This window comes from Paenibacillus sp. FSL K6-4396, from assembly GCF_038002525.1.
GTDB classification, from domain to species: Bacteria; Bacillota; Bacilli; order Paenibacillales; family Paenibacillaceae; genus Paenibacillus; species Paenibacillus amylolyticus_B.
Map to the genome: position 1 here is coordinate 4,455,315 of NZ_JBBOCR010000001.1, position 23,718 is coordinate 4,479,032.

A 23,718-nucleotide genomic window follows, 5' to 3' on the forward strand; every position below is an offset into this window, starting at 1 on the left:
ACCTGATACGGCCTCCACTATCGTTAAGTATTTCGGTCGCCTCGGAGCCCTTCGGCCTTATGCACCATTGGTTCGCAACGCGCATTAACTGAACGATGCTTCAGGTTTTTCTTCTGGCTCAATTTCATCACTATCTCCATCAGAATCAAGGATGAGTTTCGTTCCATTTTGACTTATCTTCATCAAAAATATTGCGAACTCGTCCAAATGTCTTAGGGAATTTATGTCGTGAACAGATTTATAGTCAATTGTCCATTCTTCTTTATCGAACTTTTTCCAATTGTGAATTCTGATTTGATAATTCATTTCTGAATCGTGTTCACATTCAAAAACTAATACTGCATTTCTCATATCGCTCCAAGACCGTTCTTCGTTATAATCAACTTCAAAACTTACACTTACATATTCGTAAGTAGGTGGCCCGTCTTCGTAACAAACTTCAAGCCCGTCTGTTTCAACATTTCCCTCTACATATTCCTTCCAACGTTCGAACAATTCTGTTGCTTTGATTGTTTTGTCTTGTTCAGGAATCATTAGTTCTTTGAAATTTTCTAACAGTTTTTTATTTTCTAACGCTGAACTTTGCAATACATCCACTAAAACGGAATCAAGTTTGGTGATGTACCTGCTGTAATCGTAACCTTCCAAATAGGGGATCATTACTGATTTAACTTTTTCCTCAATAATTTTCGTGACATCCCCATAGGATCTGAATAAGTTATCGAGGGCGTTTACCACACCTTTTTCAAGTTGCTCTCCAATTAGCTTTTCAACTGTTCCATCCTTTAATTTCGTGTTGATTACGTCTTTAATTCCGTTTTCCAATGACATATATTTCGCTCCCTTTAATTGAATTTTTTGTTGTACAGTTTGTTTCTACTGCGGCACAGCCGCCATCGGATCGACTGAATATACTTAGCGTAAGCGAAGGCCGGATAATGTGTTATAAGTCCAGAAAAGCCAATAACGCGGCTTTGCAACGGTCAGATGGGCTGGCGTGTACCCGCCCAAATCCTCCACTGCGATCCAAGTCAATTAGTTCTCTCATAAACCGATGCTTTAATTGGCTGTCATCTAACTGATTGAATCGATCGCCTATCATGTATGCTGCTGATATATCTGTTGAATACTCAGGTATGAAATAATATCTTTTATCCCTCATGATCATCGGCAGATAAAGAGGGGCCACAGGTTCTTTAAATATGTGAACAGCGATCATCACATCCAATACTGTGCCAGTTGCTTTTAACACTTGCTTCCGGGTCAATGTTTGTGTCATCTATATATCACCCCTCAAAGGTTCGATTTCCGGGTCATTTATGCATTCTCCTGTAGCATCAACGCCATATTCCGTCCCGCAATTAGGGCAAGATGGTTCGTCTGGTACATCCACTTTCGGTATCGCAAACGGACATCCGCAATCACACCTAAATGTTATCCAAATCATGTTATATCCTCCTTAGTAGGGAGATGCCTTAGCCTCAACCCGATATGGTTTATATTGTTAAATCAATTAATTGCGTGATATACTCGTCTTGCCATACGTATCTGGTCGGCTCGACGATTTGTCGAACTCCTGCCGAACCTAAAGGAGGGTGGCTATGGAGATCCACCTTAAAATCTCCTCGGCCTTCATCAAGAACGTTACCGTTCTTTTGGTGGTGGTCGCACAGTGGTTCCTTTAGGAATCGCTGACGGTCCCTTTCGAGGGGCCGTTTTTATTTTGTTCACTGTTCCCCTCTCCTTCCTGACCATCACCGATCAACCCTGTGAGATACTTCCACTCTTCAGCCCAAGCTTCATACTTGATGTTCAATAGCTTCCATTCATCTGGTTCCGCATAATCCATCTCAACGGTTAGGAGCAATATCTTGCCGTGTAATTTATCCCGTACTTCTATCAGTGTTGCTTTCCGCGCCCCTTCAAGTTCCTTGCGGAGCCGCACAGCTTCATAATTCCAAATGCTTGCCTGTTTCTTGGCATATTCCAGTTCCCGAGCAGCCTCATTTCCCACATCAACCAATGCCAAAACATCATCAATGACGTAGTCACCATCAACCGTAATAGGCATTCCATCAGGCGTTTGACGCACTCCCATTACTTCCTCGCTCACCAGCAATTCACTGCCGTTCAAAAGTTTGTATACACGTTCACTCATGACTGCTTTCCCCCAATCGGTTTGAATTCCCCAATATCATCGCCATACGAACCCTTGTAAACTTCCCGATCATGATTCCAGCAGTTTCTGCATATCCGTTTATCACGAACAAAGTCATAGATGTGTGGGGTGCTCAATTCAAACGCTATCTCGCCGCACCACGCGCATTCTCCGCCGTTCTTATATTCTGCCTTGATCTTGGCAACCTGTTCATCCGAAAGCTCCACAATGCCGATTACTTCCGCTTCCCCCATTACATCCAGGTCAAACTTTTCGGGTAGTCCCGTATATCCGTCAGCTTTAAACTCCAATAAATCATTCACGTTCATATCGATGATCAATCTGTTATCTATCAGAACAAGGTTAAACTTCATGATTGTTCTTCCTCCCTCATCGTCTCCCGTTTTTGCGAGCTCGCTTATTTAGACATTTGTCACACACGACATATGACTGTTTACCGTGGACAATAACCGTGCGTGAGCATTGCATACACTTGGATTCGTGCGAATAAAGAAAGTTGTTGTCCATGTATATCCCTCCTTGGTTAGAGGCCGTGGCCTCAAAAGTGCATTAATAGCTCAATTTCTTTACCAGAGCGCAACACGATACGAAAGCCTGAAAGATTTTCGCTTCTAAATTTGAAGAAAGGTATCTGGTAACCCTCTTCTTCAAGGCAGGCAACCAGTAATTCTTGAATTTCTTCAACATTCTCTTTATCCGCCTGGTCCATTTGTTATCTCTCCTTTGGTGGGCCTAAACCCTCAAAATAGTGTGAGTTGCATATTCTCAATCCGGCGTTTTCCGTCTGCGGCATGTTTCGGGTCCTTCTCGATCACGATGTAATTCCGGCCCGTTCTTGCTGAAGCTACTGCTGTAGTACAGCTCCCACCACAGTTATCTAGCACCGTTTCGCCGGGAGCGGTATAAGTCTTAATCAGGTATTCGCATAGCTCCACGGGCTTCTGGTTCGGGTGTATGCGCTCCGGGTCATCGTTGTTAACCACCGGGTAGTAAAGCACGCTGCGCGGGTAACGTTCGGTTGATCCTGCTTCGTTTGACCAGGGCGTTCCATCGCCGTATACCGATGATTTGTGATTGTTCGTTGCCGCATTCATCGGCTTGTGACCCTGTGACATCTGCGGGTAGTAGACAGGTGGCCGTTTGTAAAATACAAGGATGTTCTCATGAGCCTGCAGAGGCATCAAGCCTTTGTTTAGATGTCCGGTTGCTTTGTTCTTCTCCCAGATCCACTCATACCGGAACAACCGCATGTTGCTGGCTGCCAACGCCTTATCAAATGGTGCCTTGGCGAATAGGACGATTGCTCCGTTGTCTTTGATCATCCGTTCGTATTCAGGCCATAGTTTGTCGAACGGCAGAACTGAATCCCACGGGCTTTGTGTGGTCCCGTATGGCAGATCACAGAAGATCATGTCTATGCTGCCGTCCGGAACGTCCGGGAAGACATCGAAGCAGTCTGCGTTGATGATCTGATTAATCATGTCTCCGCTCCTTTGTGTGGTGGGAAGGGAGGGTATTCCCTTCCTCTGTTATGCAGAGAAACACAACTCCAAATAACGATATAAATTCGTTGTTATATGAATTATTTGCATATTAATCATCGAAGTGTCCGTATCCAAACGGGACTTGATGCTTCTCTTCAACTCTTACAATATCGTTAATTAAATCCTCGAAAATTGCGATTTGTTTATCATCCATCATTTCAATAAGTCGGACCTCTTTTGCTTTCAATGAACGTCCTGCCGCTGAAGAGATAAGTTCCTTAACCGGGTTTAAAGATTGCTCACGGTTCTGTTTTTCCCGATCCACTATCTGCTGCGCCTCTTGTTTCCGGTTGTACTCGTCCCAATCCTGTTCATCAAACCAGAATCGATCCCCATACTTATCGCGGAAGGCAGATATCCAAAACTGGAGTAATTCCTCATTCGTTTGTATCCGATCGTGACAGGGCCAGCAGAGCCGCAGCCCGTTGGTTTTAACTCCGCGCCCTTTCCTTCCTCGCGGATATACATGGTGAGTAGTCGTCCCTTCCGCGATCTTGCAGCATTCACAAATTCCGTTTGATTCTTCGATAAGTTCAGCTATGACTTCTTTTGGAAAATCGCCGCGCTCTTTCGAGCCTGGTCTGGATTGGTGATGGGCTAAAATGTCCTTCTTCCATTCCGGTACAGGCTTTTTGTCTTTCTTACTCCGCCCGAAGCTGCTCATTTTCTTTTCTTTCACTTTTTTCTCAGGTTTCCAGAATGTCTGATGGGCCATTTCTTCATCCACCTTTCCTTCGCTTTCCCTGTCCTTATGCTTATATTTTGAACCTAATTCACTACATACCCACTACGGATTTTATAGGTTCCAACAATCCAACACGCTCTAAAACAGCGTAATGAGCCTGTCTTTCCTGAGAAGTGGCCTGTACTCCGTTTACTGTGTATCCAACATAAAAAGCAATAGCTTTTTGTACTTCGATAGGTTGTTCATCGAAATTGTTCAAATCTACAGTACTCACATCCAAACCTCCTTTACAAAGCCGACAATCGACTATGTTTTTCTTCAAATTTTGATTTTATATCCGGTGGTAAATCGCTGATCACTGCATCCCATGTATTCATCAGTTCTTTGTTATAGGAACTGAATTGTTTGATTTGCGCATACCTTTCAGATAAAGCTGTGGAGAATTCATCTTTCTCAGCTTCAGTCAAAGTAATAACCTCCCGTTTTAATTAGTTGGGATACAAAATTTAATAGATGAGGTAAGGAAAAATTTCCTGACTCCTCTCTTATTTAAGAATAATCTCACGAGAGTAGCTGTCCAAACGTAGTAACATGGTGCTGGTGCGCATGTTCTGTACATCGGCGCAATCAATGTCGGAGAAATGTCCTGCCATAACCAAGTTACCAAATAGTTCCCGAATGCTGCTGTCTTCAACAGGCATTTGACCATGACCCAACCGTCTCAGAATGTTACTGATTACGATCGAACGCATCTTTAATACTTCTGGAGTCAAGATTGTAGAGGGATGCGCAATGCCTTTTTCTACTGCATCCCATGCTTTTTGTTTGCGATCCATTTCAACAGACCGCTTTGCATTCGCTTCTTGTTCAGCGCGGGAATCCTTCCGGTATAACACGGTGGTAATGATAGGCAGTGCTACCAAAGCCATGAACGCCAGGGCCACCAAAAACAAAAGTAAAGTTTCGAATATGAACATAATAATCAACCCTCTCAATTTTTATTCTTTATCGCATATCGATTTATTTGACAAGTTAATAATATACGATATCGAATATAGAGTCAATACGTCTTGCTTAAAAATATTCGTTATCGTATAATTCCTTTGAAAGGGTGAATACTATGATTAACGCGAAACCAAATTTAATGCCTCTCTTAAGAGAAAAAGGGATAACTCAACAACAGTTGTCAGACATGACCGGAATCCCTCAGGGAACCTTAAGTCGATTTGATAGAAATACTCGTCATGAATCTACACATTTGTTTACTATTGCAAGAGCTTTGGGTATAGGAGTAGAAGATTTGTTTATAGTGCAGGAGCAAGAGGATAAGTAAACCTCTGTGCTCCTTTTTAAATTCCATTTAGACGGGATTCTTAACTTCTGGAAGCTCCATGATATCTCCCTCTTGTCGAAATTCGATTTGATTTGGATCGTGCACTGGTCCCCAATGACCGTTTTCTTGTAAGATACGTACAATGTCTTCTGCGTAAGTTTCGTCTGTATTTACGACCAAGTACATGTTGAATCCAACTTTCCCCTCCGAAACTCGACCATACTGAATTTTATGAAACAAGCGTAGCAAGTCTTCTTTCTCCTGTTGGTTAAGATGCTTATTAATGTCCTCGTTTTTGATTACGGTATGCTTGATTTTCATTTTGCTTTCTCCCTTCATCTGCTCGTTTTTTAAGTGCATTCGCCGCTCGTTTACGCGCTGATTTTTCCTTCTTGTATTGTGCAAGAGGAATGAATTCTCCTCGCTTTTTAATAAGTATATCTATTGGTAAAGTAGGATATTTAGCTTGGAACAGTTTCAGTTTTACTCGGAAGGTGGATGTCTCCACACCCTTGATGTCTACCACACGCTGGGTGCCGTCCAACCTGATTACCAGAAAATCAGCAATGTATGTGATCTTTGGCTTCTCTTGTAAAACGAATTTTGGATGACATTCGAAGTCTTTGATTTCTCCGTATTTCCGCAGCTGGAGAAGCAACTGATAATACTCTCCCTCTGCGATGCTATCAAACCATATGCCTTTTACATCAAGGTTGTACTTTTCAATAACCCACTCTGTGAACAACGTTCCGTCTTCAGTAACGATTACTTTTTTGGCGTTATACTTACTCATTAGACTTCTTCCGTCCTATAAGGAAGTACTATGTGAACCGATCTCTCGTCACTTTCATCCAGGATATAAATTGGCTTCAACTTACCAGGGAAAACCAGTGTCACCTTATCTCCTTCTAATGCTTTGATAGCATCTATGAAGTACTTGGAATTCAGTGCAACGGCAAAATTTTCGCCTTTAAATGAAACTGGAACTATACTCTCATTCGCCTTTCCAGATTCTCTTCCTTTGCCGCGAATGCTCACTTCATTTTCTGTGATGCTGATGACGATCTGGTTATGTTTTTCTTCCTTGGCAAGTGTGTATACGAGGTCAAGACAACTCAATATTTCTCCTTTATCTACGATCACCTCGGTAACACCATCTGGCACAATCGACATCCGGCTCACATCCGGAAACGCCCCCTCCAACACTCGGGAGTAAAAGGTGAACCGGTCTGTTCTCGCGAATACGTGAACCACTTCTCCGGTGAATGATTTCGAAAATCCAAATTCAAGATTGTCTTTATCCAAGATGATCTTTTGCAACTCACCCAATGCCTTAGCCTCGATGACAGCTCCACCCAAGTTGCCTACTTCTGTGCGCTGCTCCGTTTTTGCAAGTCTGTGCCGGTCTGTCGCTTCAATGCCAAATACTCCGTCATTGATGTACACATGTGCTCCAGCTAGAATTGCCGCATTCTTGCCGGTTGGATCAGCAGCATAGGTTGCTTTTCTGAAAAGCCGTTTAAGTTCTTTGCCAGTAGTTTCAAACAACTCACTATCATCAATGTCAGGTACTCTCGGAAACTCTTCTGTATCGAAGACACCCATATCTATTTCTTTCTTCCGAGAAATGATAATCACGTTGTTTCCCTGCTTCTCAATGCTCACATCGCCATTTAATTTCTTGATCACTTCCAGTGATAGCTTAGGGAGTGCAATCTGGCCAGGCGATTCAACTTGAACATGTTCACTAAAAATATAAGACTGTATCGTTGTTCTTGTATCCGTTCCGGTGACCTTTACCCCATCCGCTCCAGCTTCGATCAAAAAGCAGTCCAGGATTGGCATAATATTTTTGCTTGCAATGGCCTTACTTGCATCTTCCAAGGCTTCTGCCAGCAGTTCGCTATCAACGACCATTTTCATAAGGTCGATTCACCTCCAACGGCTTTTTCTTTGCGTTGGGATTGCACTCCGGGCAAGGTCCGAGCATCATCATTGCGCCAATAAACTGATATTTCACTGTTGCTCCACCACAAGTTTTACACATCTGATTATCCCCTCCGTCTATTTCTTCCGCCTACCGATATTGTTTTTGCAAAAGGTTCAATCCGTTCAATAATCCGCTCCGCCTTCTTCTCATGCTGCTTTCTGTCCATCTCTTTGGCATCCTTTACATTAGCCAAGTGGTGTCTCAATTCTTTGATAGTCAAATTGGATGTGTAGATTGTCGGAAGCCGCTCCATGCGTCGCTGGAGTATAGGGCCTATTACTTCATCCCTTGTCCAGATGGTTAATGTCTCAGCTCCAATATCATCGAGTATCAGTACAGATGCTGTCCGGAGAGAATCAAGTTTGCTCTCAACTGTTTCTGTTTTGGAACCAATAGCATCCTTGACTTCAAGTAGAAAATCCGGGACATAAACCATGAGTACATCTATGTCACATTTGGCAAGTTCTTGAGCAATCGCTCCAGCGATCAGGCTTTTACCTACGCCCATCGGGCCGTAAAGGTACAACCCTTCTGTCGTTTGCCCTGGAACAAATGTGCTACAGAATTTAACCGCCGCCGTAATGGCGGGTAAGCGTTGTGGATCGGGTTCGATGTCATCAAAGGTCGCGTCCAAAATGTGAGCGGGTATAAAATGGCTTTTGATTCTCTGACCAATCCCTTGCTGTCTCTCGTAGGCCTTTAATAAATTGCATTTCCTGAGCCTAAACACCAACTCGTCCTGTTTATTAGGGTTAGGTTCTTCAACGCTCCTGTGACCCTTCTGGACGTTCTGGCAGTCTCTTAAACCAGGACACGCCTCGCATGCATCACATTGAGCAAGATGCTCTGACACATCCCTGTATCTTCTTGGGCTTGTCAGGTCTCCTGAGCGATCAGGATAGGCTTGTCTAAGCCGTTTGATTTCAGGATGGCTATCAATCTGCTGAATAGCTGCCTGCCGTCTTTCTGCAAACCTTGGGGGAATTAGTGCCTTGAGTTCCTCCTGAAAGCTGCCCATGTACTCACACTCCTTGCTTTGACCTTAGATTAGCAAGCAACTCTTTTAAATCATCTGCGGTCACGTTTGATACCGTTTCAATCGACGCATCTGGTATGGTAGTCGCTATTTGCATTTCCGCTGTGTTTGATTTTTCGCGTTTGGCATGCAACGAATATACAACCGTTGCACAGTAACTCAGGTTTCGTATCTGATCCCATTTGTTCTTGGGTTTAAAATTGTTGAATGCTTGGTCAATCCCGTCTATGACTGTTTGGAGCGGAATCCTTTCAGCCATGAACTCGTTAACAGTGTCTTCATCGTTGAATGATATCTCCAGTCCCTTACCTCTTCTTAGGAGATAACGAGCTGCCACTTGGTTGCGATATTCGGTTTGAGAAACCTCCCGATCAGAGTCAGTATCTGCTTCGGGTTTAGGAACAGAATCCGGGTTTCCCTTGTATGGTTCAAATACCGAATCGGGATCACTTAAACAACAACTAACTTTAATACTGTCTTTAAACATGTCTTTAGAGGTGACTTCAGCCTTACTCTCGCAAGGGATTGGGCTCTCTTCGACTTCCACTTTTCGTAACTCATCAGTTACACTTTTCGTAACTTCGGAGTTACGAAAAGTGTAACTTTCGTCATACTCTTCACTTTCTGGAGTTACACTTTTCGTAACTTTTTTATTGCCTATATTTAAAGAGATAAGTTCTGAAAATCTCTCGCGATCCCACTCTTTCACAAGACTGACTCGCCATTCATCATAGTTCTTGTTGAGAGAATAGACCTGTTTACCATCCCAATAAATTACCTTACATTGTCCCAAGTAAGTGATCTCTTTTTTAGCGTCCTGTATGCGTACTCCACATAGTTCGAAATGCTTCAAGAGGGGGATAACTGCCTCTTTCTTCTGGCAGCCATACGACAGCCTTAGAATCAGCTTGAGAATCTTTTGTTGCCTTTCTGTGAACTTCCGGCTGATTATCTCATCCCATATTTCATTAGCAATCCCGATGAATCCATTCTTTAACTGGGGACTTGCCACTCTCCTCACCCCGGAAAATTCTGATTACTATCTCTTTCCACTGGCTGGATTGTTGAATTCCGCCAGAAGAACCTTCAAGCTATATTTCAATGAATTGATAACCTGATCATTACTTTCAACTGCGTTATGCCAGCCAACCTTGTCTGCCTCAGCATCAGCTTCCTTAAGACGAATCTCAATGATTGCCAGCTCCGCACGCTGAGCTTTGTCTTTGCCAGCAGCAAGGTATGCTTCTGCATACTCACGCTTTCTCTGGGCGTAGATACGTTTATAGTCTCTCACTGCTTCAGCAGCTCTACGGCCCAAAATAACCTGTACCTCGGTCAAAAACTCGATCTTCCGAGCCAGTGTAGCCGGATAATCGTGACTGCACTGTTCTGCTAGGCTGTATAACTCACCCAATGTATATTGTTTTTGTAGAGACAATGCAGTCACTCCTTACTTATACATGCGCTCCGATATGGAGCAATCGTTCCCTGACCTCAGGCCAAAGGTAAGCCTGTCCACCTTCTCCATTTCTATCCTCACAGAACCACCTTGAAATGGTAGGTTTGCCACCAGTAACATAGTCGCGCAATCCATTAATCCACGATGCTTCTGTACTCGACATCGGTAAATTACGCGAGTATAGCTTTACAGCCTGGGGTGGATCATATTTTCTCTCACCAATACGTTGTCCCATGAAATAAGGATTCCCTTCTGTTTCTACTAATCCAAGACGACCATTCTCTTTCTTGATAAACTCGAATTTACGAGACATCCAATTTATTTCATACAGATAGGCTAATACTCTATTGGCTAAATCCGCCCTGCCGAATCTCCCTGCTTGCTTAGCTGAAGATTTCCAATTTTTTAAATTTTCTTCACTTGGAACGAACCTGGATTCAGGATTGTGATGACCCGATCTTTTCGAAAGCTTCCTCATACAATTTTCAGGTTTTGTTAATAGATCAAACAGTTCGAATGCAGCCATGTTGGTGTAATGATCTTTGTTGATAATCACCCACCACATATTGTTGATATTGTGATAGACAGTTCCTCGCATCAGTACCCCTTTGCGGTCGCGGAAGTACTTAACTTCTCCATTGCTGATCCGCACACCATCTTTATCAAGAGCATTGTAATCAGGTAAATTGTCGGATCTCCAATGTCTACTCGGTTCGTTTAGCTTGTGAAACACCTTGTCATATGATGTTTTCAACTCAGGATCAGAGTCACAAGATAAACCTTCATGCAACAGAAAATCCTCAATATGTTTTCGTTCTACCAAAAATCGTTTCTGGATCAAATAAGGCATTTTTTTAAATTTGTTGAAGTCATACCTTCCACCGTTCCTGTTCTCAACATTGATTTCTTGGTAAAACTCAATACGAGCACCTGTGTTATATTTGTCGGCTATGAAAAGGAGGTCTCCCTTGCTTCCAGCGAAGTGATCTTTTGAAAGGATCGCATAATCACGATCTATTCTCGGGTCAGAACCAACGGTAAATCCTCTGCCTCTCATCATTTCCAACATCCGCAGAAAGATGGGATGGGATATTTCTTTATCTCCCCTAACAGTGATATTCGTTTCCCGTACAGCAAAATTCTTATTTTCTTTCACGGGACATCCCCCTATTTCCATTTTTAAGTTTTCATGTTATACTGCCGTTGAATATTTTTTTAAATGATCGTGTTGGTAGCACGATTAACTTAAGGACTCATTTGATACTGTTATTGCGGTAGACTCTTCTGCAATAGTAGTTACAAAAGAGTCCTTCTTCTTTTGGATCAGGAAATTTTTGTCCCGAGAACACTTCTCTATCGCAGTGTTTACACAAACCAATCACTGTCCCTTCAACCTTATAGCCTGATGGTTCTTTCCAGATTAGTCCTTCATATTCTGCGTTCTTATCGATTGAGCGTTCTAATTCCTCAAGATCGTTACGGATCATTTTAATTTGTTGTTTGATGGGTTTGATGCTGCGTTCCATTGCTAATGCATCAATCGCAGTATCACATAAATCTCTAATTTGTCTTCTCAATACTCTGGTTTGCAACAAATCGTGAGCACGTATCATCATTTCTTCTTAGCAATGTTCCGAGTGATTATGGCATGCTGCAATGGCTTGTGTGACCAGATACGTGCCAAGTCATCCAGAGTCATAAATTTGTTTCCCATCGGTTTCAACTCCTATCAGATCAGATGTAGTCTTCCGGACGAAATTCCTTAATAAACTCTACCGCATCATCAAAGTCGATACGCCGTACATGGCTGTATTTCGCTACCTCAAACCGATCTTTCAATTTACTCCAGACCATCCTACGATAACGACCAACCAGGACCTTGAATTTCTCGTCAGACTCTTTATACCTGTCCTTTGTTAACGAGTTTGACTTCTTGCGGACAAGAGACTGGAGTTGGTAGCACTCCGCATCCGTCAGCGTTACGCTGTCTCGAACCTCCTGCACCATCATCTGAACCTCTCCGACCTTTTCAGCAACGTCCTCTTGCATTTGTTTCATGCCATCCCATAATCCTCGGATAGCAACTCCCTGTGCCTCTGTAAGTTGCAATTGTCTTTCAACGATTGTCAGATAGTCAGGCTGATTAGGATTCATCAATGTCATTTGGATTTACCACCTTTCTTGAATTAATTGCCGGACGCATCTGGTCAATGAAAGATTGGAGCATGTCAAGACCTTCTGAAAACCGTTTTTTCTCTCCGGCACTAGCACCGGAGACGGCTCCAAGCATAAACGATGTGATGCCGACTTTCTGAAGAAACTGATTTATATGGATGCTGATCTGAATGGTATTTCTATCAGCTTCGAAACGAAGTTTCTTCATTTGAGCAGCAGCATGTTGTTCATCGAAGTTATCGGGCTGTTGAAGCTGCATAGTCTCCAGCTCTTCTTTCGTACGTTGATAACCAGCTTTCAATTCTTCGATCTTCAGGCGCTCAGCTTCTACATCTTCTTGGAGTTTCTCTTTCCAGTATTGGTCACGCTCTTTAATCTGCTTAGCAGCTTCCTGAGCTTTCTGCGCCAGGATAACTTCCGCCTCCTCGTCTCGACGCTCAACCGCCGCCGCTACAGCCTCATCCACCTGATCTGCCGGAACCGTATCCTTATACCGCCGCTGGAGTTCTACCTTCTCCTGCTCAGCTTGGTTAGCACGAGTCTCAGCCTCTCTTAAAGCAGCTTCAAGTCGCTCTTTTGTCTCCACATATGCTTTGTGTGTGGAAATGATCCCTGCGTCAAGCTGCTGAATGATTTCCGGTGTGGCATTTTCCATAATGAACTTGGCCTTGTCGTAGGTTCTGCCTGATCCAAAGCCTGCTTGATCAGCTACAATGTCGCGAACCTGTCCGGCAGGCTGCTCAGGAATATTTTCCTTGCCTCCTGCCATCCGTTCCTTGGCTTTAATCCGTGCAACTTCCTCCAACCGCTTCGCCCATTCAACTCGCTCCGAGAAGGTGAATTCTTTCCGGTGCTCGTTCTCCGAAATTTCTAGCCGGAGTTGATGTTCGAAGTCGCTGATTTCCATAACCCGGACTACAACCTCTTTACGTCCCAGGTACTGATGAGCACGCAAGCGGCGCTCTCCTGCAATTAACTGATAATCTGGGGTTACTACTATAGGATTAATGAGACCGTTTTGTTCGATGTCATTCGCCAGTTCTTCGATTCCTCCGAAGTCCTTACGAATTCTATCGCTTACTTTGATTTGGTCAATTTTGATCTTCAATTCAAGGCTCCTTTCTAAATTTCTTATTCAAATCAATTAGCTGTTTTTTTCTGAGGAAGTCCTTGTAACTTCTTCTCCATGTTGCGTCGAGCCTGTCTTGCTAGAATCTTAATGAATTCACGCTCATACGGCTCCAACAACTTTTTATTCACCATGCTGAACCTCCTGATTTAGGAAATTTGACAATTCACTTTCAAGCTTTTTAATTTCTTCGTCAATTCGCAACGGATCTACATCAAGACTTTGCATTTCTCCGAGGATTTCTTCAAGGCGTTTCATGGTGCCCTCCCTTTATTGCCCAGCAGCTATTGCTTCCAATATATCTGCGGGTATTATTTCCTTATACTTCGCCAAAGCTAATTTTTCATAGGTTATAGAAGACACAGGAGATAAGACTTCCGCCAATGCTCTATTGATATCATCTGACGGCGGTGGCATCCAACCAGTGCATAGCTTACTCAGATAAGAACCAGAGAAAGAAACGCCTTTTTCTTTGCATTTGTCAATGATCTTCGAATAAGTCAAGTTGCTTTCAACGACCGCGTCCCTCAAAAGGTTCGCATACTTCGTTTTCATATTTTCAATCACCCCCTACCGTTTATTTAATAGTAAACGATATCGTTAACCAAATACTAAACGCTTATATCGTTTCAGTCAATAGTTAAAACATAAATAATGTTGACTTATTACTGAAACGTTTAGTACAATGTAATCAAACGAAAGGAGTGTCTCAATTGACTTACTATGAGTTGCTGAAAGATTACATAAAAAAATCCGGGTTATCCCTATCCGAGATATCTGAACGGCTTGAGGGTCACGGATATAAGGTGAGCAAAGGCTATATTAGCCAATTGCAAAATGGGAAAACAGACAACCCAGCAACCTCAGAACTCAATAGAGCACTCGCTGCTGTAACAGGTGGAGATGTTGAAAAACTATTGACTGCTGCACTAATCGAAAAAGCTCCTGAAGAAATAAAAGAGAAGTTCATGAAATTGGATAAATTGAAAGATCTCAAAAAAGAATATGCCCAAGCATTAGTAGTAGAGGAAACGCCTGCACAATACATAGCTGAAAATCTCGTAAAGGTGCCAGTTCTTGGTTCTATTGCTGCGGGACAACCTATTGACAGAATTGAACATATAGAAGATATGGAATATGTTAATGCTTCAGTCGTTAGAGGAAAGCAAGCATTTTGTCTTCGGATCAAGGGCGATAGCATGATTGGGGATAATATTGTTGAAGGTGATATTGTGGTTTGTGTTAAGCAAAAAGAAGTGAGCGCTAATGATATTGTTGTTGTAGCTATTGATGGAGAAACAGCAACAGTAAAAAGAATTAAGTGTCAAAATGAGATTTGCATATTGATGCCTTCAAACCCTAAGTTGCAGCCGACTATAGTTGATGCATCTAAAGTTGAAATTATCGGTAAAGTTGTAGAAGTTAGACGGAGATATTAGAATTTACGGGCCTCTGGAAAGGAGGTGAAATATTGGTGGTACGAGCCCGTGAAACGAATGAAGAAATAGAAGCGATCGGATATATACGACAAAGTGATCAGCGTCAAGATAAAGAGGATATATCGGAGCTTACGCAATTAAGAAAGATTGAACAGTTCTGTGAGTCCAACAATTTTAAACTAGTCAAAGTATTTAAAGATATTGACTACTCCGGTTTTAGAATTAAGTACACAAAACGTCCTGGCTTGATGGATGCTTTGAAATGCATTGAGGATAGACCCAAAGTGAGAAAGATGATTTTCTTCAATTTATCTCGTCTAACAAGGCTAAAGAAAGACTTTCAAGAGTTACAGGGAATCCTGAATTCTCACCAAGTTGATATTTGTTCAGCTTCTGAGTTTGTGGATTTTAGTACACCAAATGGACGTCTTGTTGCTGGCTTCTTTGTCGATCTCAATGAATATTATTCAGACAACCTCAGCGAGATAGTAAACGATTCCAAAGAAACAAACGCTAAGAAAGGTCGCTGGAATGGCGGTCCTGCCCCATTCGGCTTAGTGAAAACAGCAGATGGTATGGGATTCGAGGAAGTTCCGGAACGTGCTTATTATGTAAGAGAGATTTTTCGAATGGCGAAGCTAGGAAAAGGACCATATCTGATAGCTAGATGGTTAAATGAACAAAAGGTTTACTCGCTGACAGGTAAAGAATGGACCGCTAGAAGGGTTAGGTATATGCTTACAAACCCAACTTACGCTGCTATGCAACGTTGGAAGGGTGAATGCTATAAGCTCCTTGTGTGCCCTGTTCTCGTCTCTTGGGATGATTTCAATTACATCCAATCCACGCTGTTTGGGAAAGACAAAGCATGGAAAGGAAAAGAAAGGCAACTACTCACTTCTGTCCTTATCTGTCCAGAGTGCGGATCTAAAATGCATTCTCGTTACATGTCCCATTCTAAACAGAAGAGAAAATATGTATGTAGCCGTAAAACATCCATGGGAGCGATATCTTGCTCCAGTCCAAACCATGATCAAGAAAGTTTTGAAGCAGCAGTCATAAATCTGATTGCTAACATGGCAGAGAAAAAATATGGTTATGAATCTTTGATACCTGAAATGAAAGAAGATTCTGACAACAATAATTCATTCTCTAAACTTCAAGATGAACTTGCCAACATTAACAATGCAGAACAAAAGATTTTCGATGATTATTATCTTCATAACAAAATTGAAGAGCATCATTACGAGTTGTCCATGAGAAGATATGGAAAACGTAAAGCTGAGATTTTGGAATTGTTAGATAAGATTCCTTTGCCGCAATCGAAGTCATTCGGAGATTACAACGATGCAATACAAGAATTCTCTGAACTGATTAACGAGCTACCCAATGATGATAAAAGAAGATCAATCGAACTCTTAGTCGAAAAGATCACACCAGGAGCGCCTGCGGTAGTTCATTTCAAATGGGGTGAAACACGGGAGATTCATCCGAGGAGTATTGAAAAATTCAAAAAGAAGCTCATCCTATACTGATTATTATGTTATCATTTAAGCGCATACAAATAAAAAAAAGGGCCGCCAAATGGCGACCTGTCGCTTACTTCGAAGCAACGTAGTATTAGGATAGGAGTGGAGAGAAACCATACTGTACCCTTATTATATGTATACGTTTTCATTTTGTCAACACTTTCAGTAAAATTGTTTGAATTAATTATATCTTTCGGTAATTCAGGATAATACATCCTTTTTTTCTGTGACTGAAAATCAAATAAGAACTCCTATATAACCTTACAAAAAAGAGGGCTTTCGCCCTCTTTCTCGTCTTATATCCACACTTGATAGCCTAAGGAATCCAATAACGTCTTGGCTCGTTCCATATCTTCTTCCTGACGGAAAGACAGACGCATAATGCCTGGCACATCCACCCGGTTTTCGATAATCTCCAAGTTGCTCAAGTTGATATCATTTGCTCCAAGCTCAGTTGCGATCTTACCGATCATACCCGGTGCATCCTGAACATCAGTATACAGATCAAATAACGGCGATATCATGCCTTTGCGTCGTTCTGGTAATATACTGCGGAACTCGCGGGCCTGACGGAATGCCTCCTCTATACCTTCACCGTTCTTATGCTCCAGCATATCCGTAAAGGCCGTCATCTGGCTATTCCAGTCCTTAAGCAAGCCCAGCAGTACATCACGGTTGCTAAGCAAGATATCTCTCCACACAATCGCATCACTGGACGCAATCCGGGTGATATCCCGGAAACCACCTGCAGCCAGCATTTTATACAGTGGATTCGACTCATTATATTCACGCACCTGATTCACCAGCGCAACAGCAATAACATGTGGCAGATGACTAATCGCCCCCACGATGTCATCGTGCAGCAGAGGCTCCACACGCACGATCTGTGCCCGCGTATACGCAAGCAGCTCAGACAACCTGCTATAGGCTTCCTCAGGTACATGTTCTGAAGGAGTCAAGACATAGTATGCATTCTCAAATAACACGGCTGAGGCCGCATCTACGCCTGCGCGCTCCGACCCCGCCATAGGGTGACCACCAATGAAGTAAGCGTCAGTCAACCTCACATGCTCGGCACAAGCGGCAATGGAAGCTTTAGTGCTTCCTACGTCCGTGATGATACATCCTTTTTTCAATGGCAGCTTGGAGAGCTTTTCGAAATAGGATTCAAGCAAACCTACGGGAACGCACAAAAAAATAAAGTCGGCATCCTCTACCGCTTCTTCCAGAGAGAGCGTAGCATCATCCACTACACCGCTCGCTATGTACTTGTCCTTCAGTTCATCCAAGTGGGCGTAGCCCATCACGGTTACACCTGGCTTGCCTTTGAAGCAGAGCGCCAGTGAACCGCCGATGAGTCCTACACCAATCATTGCAATTTTTAGTTTCATGGGTCCTCACTCTTTCATCGCCAGTATTAAGGGCGTGTTACCGCCTTCTCAGCCAGCGTGTTCTCCAGTGCCGTGACAAATGCACGGTTCTGTTCTGATGTTCCGACGGACACACGAATGTAAGTTGGATATACGTGGAATCCTGAGCGAACGATAATGCCTTGTTTGAGCAAAGATTGGAACGCAATTGCCGAAGGCATATTCAGATCAACCATAATGAAATTACCCTGTGAAGGGAAATACGACAATCCGAGCCGTGTAAATTCATTTTGCAGGTAATCCCGATCCGTTGCATTCCGCTTCGAGCACTCTTGAACAAAATCCTGATCCAGTAGTGCAGCGGTTGCAGCAACCTGTCCAAAACGTGAGGTGTTAAACGGTTCACGTACACGGTTAATCAAATCAATAATTTCGGGACGTGCAATACCATATCCGATCCGAAGCGAAGCCAAACCGTAAATTTTGGAGAATGTCCGCAGGATGACCAAGTTCGGATACCGTTCGATCAATGGTATACTTTGCGGGTATGCTTCATCGGTTACGAATTCATAATAAGCTTCGTCCAGTATGACCATCACATGAGCAGGCACACGGTCCATAAAGGCTGTAAGTTCCTGCTCGGAGATAATCGTACCTGTTGGATTATTTGGATTACACACCCATACTGCTTTGGTTTTATCGTTAATTTGCGCGAGCATCGCGCTCAGATCATGCGTGCCATCTTTCAGAGGCACTTCGATGGACACGGCACCCTCAATATCTGCATTGCTTTTATATACGGAGAATGTCTGATCTGCCATGATGGTCTCGTCACCCGGCAAGAAGAAAGCTCTCGTGATCAAAGCAATAATCTCATCGGAACCACAACCAAATATTAAGTTGTTCCGTTCAACGCCAAGATGCTTGGCAAGAACTCCCGTCAGCTCAACTGAGCTACCGTCTGGGTATATGCTTATATTAGTCATTTCTTTCGTAATGGCTTCCAGGGCGGCAGGAGAACTGCCGTACGGGTTTTCGTTGGAGGCCAGCTTGATGACTTGTTCAAGCCCCAGTTCACGTTTCACTTCTTCAATCGGTTTGCCCGGCTGGTACACAGGCAGATTGACAATCTGGGATTTCGGTTTCAACCCGACCGCCTCCTGTTATTGAAATAATGTTAGACACGAATCAGCCTGCACCTCATGTGTCCAAAAGATGTCCTTCAGGACATCTCTATCCCTTTAATTGTGCCACAAAGTTGCGAATTTGCAACAGTCCCGTTGCACGCGTATCCGGATTTTCAAGCAGAGGAATCGCATCTTCCACTTGACGAACAATGGCACTACCTACAACAACGCCATCGCAGATGCGGGAGAAATGTGCCACCTGCTCATGACTGGAGATACCAAAACCTACCGCTACAGGGAGGTCTGTCAGACTTTTCACCGTCTCAATGAAGCTTTCAACGCCATCAAAGAAGGAAGCTCTCTCTCCGGTTACGCCAAGAGAAGATACACAATAGATAAAGCCACTCGCTCCCGTTACAATCCGCTCAATCCGGGCATTAGATGTAGGTGCAACAAGCGGCACCAGATGCACACCAGCACGATTTGCGCGTTCTCGCATCTCTTCCGCTTCCTCAATCGGCAGGTCCGGAATGATCATGCCACTAATATCGTGTTTGACCAATTCATCAAAGAATACATCCAGTCCTGTCTGCAATACCGGATTATAATAGGTGAACAGTACAAACGGCAGTTTCACACCTGCCTTACGAGCCTTTGCAGCGGTTTCCATAACAGTACGAATGGTAATCTGGCTTTTCAGCGCACGTTCGGAAGCACGCTGAATGACTGGGCCATCCGCAAGCGGATCGGAATAGGGAACGCCCAATTCCAAAATATCCGCTCCTGCCTGTTCAAGCTCCTTGATGATATCAATCGTTGTGTCCACATCCGGGTCTCCCACGGTTAAGAATGGAATAAGTGCCGTACGCTTCTGTTCCTTCAATTGCTGGAAGGTCTGGTCCATCAGATTCATCCCAAGTCACCTCCCGTGTATTTCATGATGGATTCAACATCCTTGTCTCCACGTCCCGACAGACAAATGACTACAATATCATCTGCTGTAAGTTCAGGCGCCAGTTTGACAACTTGGGCTACCGCATGTGCAGACTCCAGAGCAGGAATGATTCCCTCCGTCCGACATAGGAGTTGCAGGGCATCCAGTGCTTCCTGATCCGTGATCGGTACATATTTTGCCCGTTCAATATCCTTGAGATAGGAATGCTCCGGACCAACACCCGGATAATCAAGTCCGGCCGAGATGGAATGCGCTGGCTGAACCTGTCCATACTCATCCTGCAGCAGGTAACTCATAGATCCCTGGAATACACCATGCGTACCTTTGGTCATCGTCGCCGCATGATACTCGGTTTCGACCCCTTTGCCTGCGGCTTCAACACCAACAAGTTTCACATCCTCATCGCCGATAAATGGATAGAACATACCGATCGCATTACTTCCGCCACCGACAGCGGCTACAATCACATCCGGCAAACGTCCTTCGATCTCCTGAATCTGACGACGGGTCTCATCACCAATCACACGCTGGAAATTCCGCACCATCATCGGATATGGATGAGGACCAACCACTGATCCGAGCACATAGAACGTATCCTCCACATTGCTGACCCAGTAACGAAGAGCTTCATTACCAGCATCCTTCAGTGTCCGTGTTCCGGACGTCACCGGAATCACTTCTGCTCCGAGCAGTTTCATCCGAAATACGTTTAACTGCTGACGCTCTGTATCTTCTTCGCCCATAAATACTTTGCATTCCAGTCCAAGCAATGCGGCTACGGTTGCCGTTGCAACGCCATGTTGACCTGCACCTGTTTCGGCAATAACTTTCTTTTTGCCCATCCGTTTGGCTAACAAACCTTGTCCAATGGCGTTATTAATTTTGTGCGCGCCTGTATGATTGAGATCTTCACGTTTCAGATAAATTTTCGGTCCGCCCAATCGGCGTGACAATTGCTCTGCATGATACAATGGCGTTTCACGTCCAGAATACTCGCTTAGCAGATAGTTCAGTTCCTTGTTGAATTCCTCATCTTCAGAGAAGTGGCTATATGCCTCCTCCAACTCTATGAGTGCGTTCATTAGTGTCTCAGGTACAAAGCGGCCTCCGAAGTGACCGAAACGCCCGTGTTGATCCGGCAATTGATGTGTCATGCCTGCTTCACCCTTTCTACGAATGCTGTAATTTTGGCAATATCCTTCACACCTTCAGTCTCCACGCCGCTGGATACATCGACGCCGAAAGGTGTATATGTCTGTATTAGTTGTTGTACATTGTCCGGCTGCAAACCTCCTGCAACGAACAGAGCAATTTCGCGACTTTTTGCCCATTCAGCATAGGCAGGGATTCGCTCCCAGGCAAACGTCTTCCCGGAGCCCCCTCCATATAGAGGATCATGGGTATCAAGCAATATCGCATCCACGAATTTATCATAAGTATCAAGAGCCCTTATGGCTGCATCATCAGCTTCCGGTCCCGTTTCATCTTTGGGAAAAGAAAAAACTTTGAACACTTTGGCATTCCACCGTTGCTTCACCTGCTGGCAAAATTCCGCAGTCTCCTGTCCATGCAGCTGAATAACATCCAGGTGAGCAATGTCCATAATGTGTTCCAGTTCATCAAGCGTAGGATTCACAAATACACCCGCAAGCTTCGGCCGATCATAGGCAGACCATTCGAACAACACCGTTCTTAATGCAGCAGCCTGCTCGGGTTCGATTCGGCGGCGTGATTTGGCAAAAACAACACCAATGTAATCCACAGGCAAGTTTATCATCGATTTTAGCACTTCAACGTCCTGAAGTCCACATATTTTTACGGCCGCTGGCAGCGGGTTTCTCCGTTCTGACATACTGTCGCCTGTGCCATCGTGTATGGAAGTATTCATCATTTAGGTCCCATCAGATCATATACAGCCGCCTCGACATCATCCTTGCGCATGAGATGCTCACCTACGAGAATACCATGAACACCGGCCTGGATCAGAGGTACTGTTGATTCTGGTCCGTCAATACCACTTTCGCTAATCAAGGTAACGCCACTTGGAATCAATTCCATCAAATCCAGTGTCGTGTTCAGACTGGTTTCGAATGTTTTCAAATTCCGATTGTTGATGCCCACTAGTGTTGCCTGCGGAATCTCCAATACCTGCTCCAGTTCTGTTCGATCGTGGACTTCAATCAAGGCATCCAGCCCCAAACTTTTGGCAAATTCCAGATATTGACGAATCTGTTCAGGTGTCAGAATACTGGCAATCAGCAGTATCGCATCCGCACCCAGTAATCTTGCCTCGGCAATCTGTCGTTCATCTATAATAAAATCCTTGCGTAATAGCGGAATATTCACCGCTTGATGGATCGCCTGCAAGTACTCATTGCTCCCTTGAAAATACGACACATCCGTTAATACGGAGATGCAATCTGCACCTGCTCGCTCATAAGCAGCAGCAATCTCTACCGGATGAAAATCCGGGCGAATCAACCCTTTGGATGGCGAAGCTTTCTTTACTTCAGCAATAAGGCCGAGTTTGCGATTGCGTCCACTTGATAGTGCTTGTTCAAACCCCCGGGTTGCGGGTAGTTGTTCGATTTTTTGGATAGCCTCATCCATACGAAATGTCTGTGCCAATACTTCAACTTCTTTATGTTTGGTTGCAACGATTCGATCAAGATACATGACTGTACGCCTCCGTTGTATGAATTAACTGTTCAAGCTTCCCGGCAGCTTTGCCCGAATCTACCGCTTCTGCGGCAAGTGTGACTCCTTCAGCAATGCTATCTGCAAGACCGGATACATAGATGCACGCTCCGGCGTTCAACAGAACAACATCGCGATAGGCACTCTGCTCACCCTGGAAGATCCTCTTAATAATTTCGGCATTCTGTGCCGCATCTCCTCCAAGCACCGCTTCGAGCGGATGCATGGACAAGCCCATATCACGTGGATCAATATCATAGGTATGCACTTCACCATTGCGAAGTTCAGATACCTGAGTCGGTGCCGAGATACTGATTTCATCCAGACCATCATGGCTGGCCACAACCAACGCTCTTTTGAGACCAAGGCGATTCAGTACTTCAGCAATCATCGGCGTCCGGGAACGATCATACAGGCCAAGCAATTGGCGATCTGCTCCCGCAGGATTGGTTAATGGTCCGAGCATATTGAAAATGGTACGAACACCCAGCTCTTTTCTTGGTCCTGCCGCATGTCGCATGGAAGGGTGATATACCTGGGCAAAACAGAAGCAGATTCCGATATCATCCAGACATTGTCTGGCCTGCTCCCCGTTCAGATGGATATTTACACCGAGTGCCTCTAATACATCTGCACTACCCGCTTTGCCTGAAGCTGAACGGTTGCCATGTTTGGCGACCCGAACCGAGACGGCCGAAGCAATAATGGCGGATGCTGTGGAAATATTGAATTTGTGAATACCCGATCCACCTGTCCCACACGTATCCAGCAAGCCGCTACCATCCGTTAGAATTCGTCCGCCCTGACCACGCATGGCTTCAGCAAAACCGGTGATCTCATCCACCGTTTCCCCTTTCATCCGCAGTGCCATCAGCAAACCTCCGATTTGAGCCGGCGTTGCTTCACCTCTCATAATCGAGTACATCAAATCTCTTGCTTCGGCTTGCTCCAGATGGCTGCCCTCTAGAATCTTCGCCAGGCCATTCTTCATGCCTTCCTCACGAGTGATCTCAGCAATGGGGGTTACAGGGTTCTCATTCATTATTGGGTTTATGTTCATCTCCGGTCTCT

33 protein-coding genes are annotated in these 23,718 nt (G+C 44.2%); 3 read left to right on the forward strand and 30 right to left on the reverse strand.

What is annotated here, in order from left to right; all coding sequences use genetic code 11:
* Positions 1-84: 84 nt before the first annotated feature.
* The 10 genes from MHB85_RS19340 to MHB85_RS19385 all read right to left on the reverse strand — a co-directional run bounded on the left by MHB85_RS19340 (position 85) and on the right by MHB85_RS19385 (position 5,361).
* On the reverse strand, positions 85-831 hold the full coding sequence (locus MHB85_RS19340; RefSeq protein WP_341073498.1) for a hypothetical protein: 747 nt from the start codon (positions 829-831) through the stop codon (positions 85-87).
* Between the two features lie 112 nt (positions 832-943).
* On the reverse strand, positions 944-1,279 hold the full coding sequence (locus tag MHB85_RS19345) for a hypothetical protein (RefSeq protein WP_341073499.1): 336 nt from the start codon (positions 1,277-1,279) through the stop codon (positions 944-946).
* A gap of 402 nt (positions 1,280-1,681) precedes the next feature.
* Positions 1,682-2,158 (reverse strand): hypothetical protein, encoded by a 477-nt coding sequence (locus MHB85_RS19350; protein WP_341073500.1) that lies wholly within the window; start codon positions 2,156-2,158, stop codon positions 1,682-1,684.
* A complete protein-coding gene (locus MHB85_RS19355; protein ID WP_341073501.1) occupies positions 2,155-2,532 on the reverse strand; it encodes a hypothetical protein in 378 nt (125 codons plus the stop codon). Before MHB85_RS19355 ends, MHB85_RS19350 begins: the two co-directional genes overlap by 4 nt.
* 185 nt (positions 2,533-2,717) lie before the next feature.
* Positions 2,718-2,888, reverse strand: coding sequence for a hypothetical protein (locus MHB85_RS19360; protein WP_341073502.1), 171 nt, complete (start codon positions 2,886-2,888; stop codon positions 2,718-2,720).
* 31 nt (positions 2,889-2,919) lie between these two features.
* Positions 2,920-3,660, reverse strand: coding sequence for a DNA-methyltransferase (locus tag MHB85_RS19365; RefSeq protein WP_341073503.1), 741 nt, complete (start codon positions 3,658-3,660; stop codon positions 2,920-2,922).
* A gap of 112 nt (positions 3,661-3,772) precedes the next feature.
* Complete coding sequence (locus tag MHB85_RS19370) at positions 3,773-4,450, reverse strand: HNH endonuclease (RefSeq protein WP_341073504.1); 678 nt, start codon at positions 4,448-4,450, stop codon at positions 3,773-3,775.
* Between the two features lie 49 nt (positions 4,451-4,499).
* Positions 4,500-4,682: a hypothetical protein gene (locus tag MHB85_RS19375; RefSeq protein ID WP_341073505.1), complete on the reverse strand. Its 183-nt coding sequence runs from the start codon at positions 4,680-4,682 to the stop codon at positions 4,500-4,502.
* Between the two features lie 13 nt (positions 4,683-4,695).
* Positions 4,696-4,875 carry a hypothetical protein gene (locus MHB85_RS19380; protein WP_127549746.1) on the reverse strand — a complete coding sequence of 60 codons (180 nt, stop codon included), beginning with the start codon at positions 4,873-4,875 and terminating at the stop codon, positions 4,696-4,698.
* 78 nt (positions 4,876-4,953) lie between these two features.
* On the reverse strand, positions 4,954-5,361 hold the full coding sequence (locus tag MHB85_RS19385; protein ID WP_341073508.1) for a hypothetical protein: 408 nt from the start codon (positions 5,359-5,361) through the stop codon (positions 4,954-4,956).
* Positions 5,362-5,528: 167 nt separating this feature from the next.
* Here MHB85_RS19385 and MHB85_RS19390 point away from each other — a divergent pair, with 167 nt between their 5' ends.
* Positions 5,529-5,741 carry a helix-turn-helix domain-containing protein gene (locus MHB85_RS19390; RefSeq protein WP_341073510.1) on the forward strand — a complete coding sequence of 71 codons (213 nt, stop codon included), beginning with the start codon at positions 5,529-5,531 and terminating at the stop codon, positions 5,739-5,741.
* Between the two features lie 27 nt (positions 5,742-5,768).
* Here MHB85_RS19390 and MHB85_RS19395 read toward each other — a convergent pair whose 3' ends face one another.
* From MHB85_RS19395 to MHB85_RS19455, 13 genes are all read right to left on the reverse strand, one after another.
* A complete protein-coding gene (locus tag MHB85_RS19395; protein ID WP_341073512.1) occupies positions 5,769-6,062 on the reverse strand; it encodes a hypothetical protein in 294 nt (97 codons plus the stop codon).
* Complete coding sequence (locus tag MHB85_RS19400) at positions 6,022-6,534, reverse strand: DUF1064 domain-containing protein (protein ID WP_341073513.1); 513 nt, start codon at positions 6,532-6,534, stop codon at positions 6,022-6,024. Before MHB85_RS19400 ends, MHB85_RS19395 begins: the two co-directional genes overlap by 41 nt.
* Complete coding sequence (dnaN, locus tag MHB85_RS19405) at positions 6,534-7,664, reverse strand: DNA polymerase III subunit beta (RefSeq protein WP_341073514.1); 1,131 nt, start codon at positions 7,662-7,664, stop codon at positions 6,534-6,536. Before dnaN ends, MHB85_RS19400 begins: the two co-directional genes overlap by 1 nt.
* Positions 7,648-7,788: a hypothetical protein gene (locus tag MHB85_RS19410; protein WP_341073515.1), complete on the reverse strand. Its 141-nt coding sequence runs from the start codon at positions 7,786-7,788 to the stop codon at positions 7,648-7,650. Before MHB85_RS19410 ends, dnaN begins: the two co-directional genes overlap by 17 nt.
* A 4-nt stretch (positions 7,789-7,792) precedes the next feature.
* The gene (dnaI, locus tag MHB85_RS19415; protein ID WP_341073516.1) at positions 7,793-8,749 is read right to left on the reverse strand and encodes a primosomal protein DnaI; all 957 of its coding nucleotides are present in this window, start codon (positions 8,747-8,749) and stop codon (positions 7,793-7,795) included.
* A gap of 4 nt (positions 8,750-8,753) precedes the next feature.
* A complete protein-coding gene (locus tag MHB85_RS19420; protein WP_341073517.1) occupies positions 8,754-9,779 on the reverse strand; it encodes a replication protein in 1,026 nt (341 codons plus the stop codon).
* Between the two features lie 27 nt (positions 9,780-9,806).
* Positions 9,807-10,214 (reverse strand): hypothetical protein, encoded by a 408-nt coding sequence (locus MHB85_RS19425; RefSeq protein WP_445739038.1) that lies wholly within the window; start codon positions 10,212-10,214, stop codon positions 9,807-9,809.
* 7 nt (positions 10,215-10,221) lie between these two features.
* The gene (locus MHB85_RS19430; protein ID WP_341073520.1) at positions 10,222-11,382 is read right to left on the reverse strand and encodes a hypothetical protein; all 1,161 of its coding nucleotides are present in this window, start codon (positions 11,380-11,382) and stop codon (positions 10,222-10,224) included.
* A 97-nt stretch (positions 11,383-11,479) separates the two neighbouring features.
* Positions 11,480-11,818, reverse strand: a complete 339-nt coding sequence (locus MHB85_RS19435; RefSeq protein ID WP_341073521.1) for a hypothetical protein — start codon at positions 11,816-11,818, stop codon at positions 11,480-11,482.
* A gap of 142 nt (positions 11,819-11,960) precedes the next feature.
* Positions 11,961-12,389 (reverse strand): ORF6C domain-containing protein, encoded by a 429-nt coding sequence (locus MHB85_RS19440; RefSeq protein WP_341073522.1) that lies wholly within the window; start codon positions 12,387-12,389, stop codon positions 11,961-11,963.
* Positions 12,370-13,509 (reverse strand): ParB N-terminal domain-containing protein, encoded by a 1,140-nt coding sequence (locus tag MHB85_RS19445; protein WP_341073523.1) that lies wholly within the window; start codon positions 13,507-13,509, stop codon positions 12,370-12,372. Before MHB85_RS19445 ends, MHB85_RS19440 begins: the two co-directional genes overlap by 20 nt.
* A 144-nt stretch (positions 13,510-13,653) precedes the next feature.
* Positions 13,654-13,788, reverse strand: a complete 135-nt coding sequence (locus tag MHB85_RS19450; RefSeq protein WP_341073524.1) for a hypothetical protein — start codon at positions 13,786-13,788, stop codon at positions 13,654-13,656.
* Positions 13,789-13,800: 12 nt separating this feature from the next.
* Positions 13,801-14,085 carry a hypothetical protein gene (locus MHB85_RS19455; protein ID WP_127549773.1) on the reverse strand — a complete coding sequence of 95 codons (285 nt, stop codon included), beginning with the start codon at positions 14,083-14,085 and terminating at the stop codon, positions 13,801-13,803.
* Positions 14,086-14,243: 158 nt separating this feature from the next.
* Here MHB85_RS19455 and MHB85_RS19460 point away from each other — a divergent pair, with 158 nt between their 5' ends.
* Positions 14,244-14,969: a helix-turn-helix domain-containing protein gene (locus MHB85_RS19460; protein ID WP_341073525.1), complete on the forward strand. Its 726-nt coding sequence runs from the start codon at positions 14,244-14,246 to the stop codon at positions 14,967-14,969.
* 35 nt (positions 14,970-15,004) lie between these two features.
* Positions 15,005-16,504 (forward strand): recombinase family protein, encoded by a 1,500-nt coding sequence (locus tag MHB85_RS19465; RefSeq protein ID WP_341074253.1) that lies wholly within the window; start codon positions 15,005-15,007, stop codon positions 16,502-16,504.
* A 290-nt stretch (positions 16,505-16,794) separates the two neighbouring features.
* Here the strand turns inward: MHB85_RS19465 and MHB85_RS19470 are convergent, their stop codons facing one another.
* The 7 genes from MHB85_RS19470 to trpD all read right to left on the reverse strand — a co-directional run bounded on the left by MHB85_RS19470 (position 16,795) and on the right by trpD (position 23,656).
* On the reverse strand, positions 16,795-17,889 hold the full coding sequence (locus MHB85_RS19470; protein ID WP_074095636.1) for a prephenate dehydrogenase: 1,095 nt from the start codon (positions 17,887-17,889) through the stop codon (positions 16,795-16,797).
* A gap of 26 nt (positions 17,890-17,915) precedes the next feature.
* On the reverse strand, positions 17,916-19,016 hold the full coding sequence (gene hisC, locus MHB85_RS19475; RefSeq protein ID WP_091018022.1) for a histidinol-phosphate transaminase: 1,101 nt from the start codon (positions 19,014-19,016) through the stop codon (positions 17,916-17,918).
* 85 nt (positions 19,017-19,101) lie between these two features.
* Positions 19,102-19,908: a tryptophan synthase subunit alpha gene (gene trpA / locus MHB85_RS19480; RefSeq protein ID WP_091018024.1), complete on the reverse strand. Its 807-nt coding sequence runs from the start codon at positions 19,906-19,908 to the stop codon at positions 19,102-19,104.
* Positions 19,905-21,104 (reverse strand): tryptophan synthase subunit beta, encoded by a 1,200-nt coding sequence (gene trpB / locus MHB85_RS19485; RefSeq protein WP_091018026.1) that lies wholly within the window; start codon positions 21,102-21,104, stop codon positions 19,905-19,907. The genes trpA and trpB overlap by 4 nt, the downstream gene beginning before the upstream one ends.
* Positions 21,101-21,802, reverse strand: a complete 702-nt coding sequence (locus tag MHB85_RS19490; protein ID WP_341074254.1) for a phosphoribosylanthranilate isomerase — start codon at positions 21,800-21,802, stop codon at positions 21,101-21,103. Before MHB85_RS19490 ends, trpB begins: the two co-directional genes overlap by 4 nt.
* 35 nt (positions 21,803-21,837) lie before the next feature.
* Complete coding sequence (trpC, locus tag MHB85_RS19495) at positions 21,838-22,626, reverse strand: indole-3-glycerol phosphate synthase TrpC (RefSeq protein ID WP_076250003.1); 789 nt, start codon at positions 22,624-22,626, stop codon at positions 21,838-21,840.
* On the reverse strand, positions 22,616-23,656 hold the full coding sequence (gene trpD / locus MHB85_RS19500; protein WP_091018280.1) for an anthranilate phosphoribosyltransferase: 1,041 nt from the start codon (positions 23,654-23,656) through the stop codon (positions 22,616-22,618). The genes trpC and trpD overlap by 11 nt, the downstream gene beginning before the upstream one ends.
* Between the last annotated feature and the right edge of the window lie 62 nt (positions 23,657-23,718).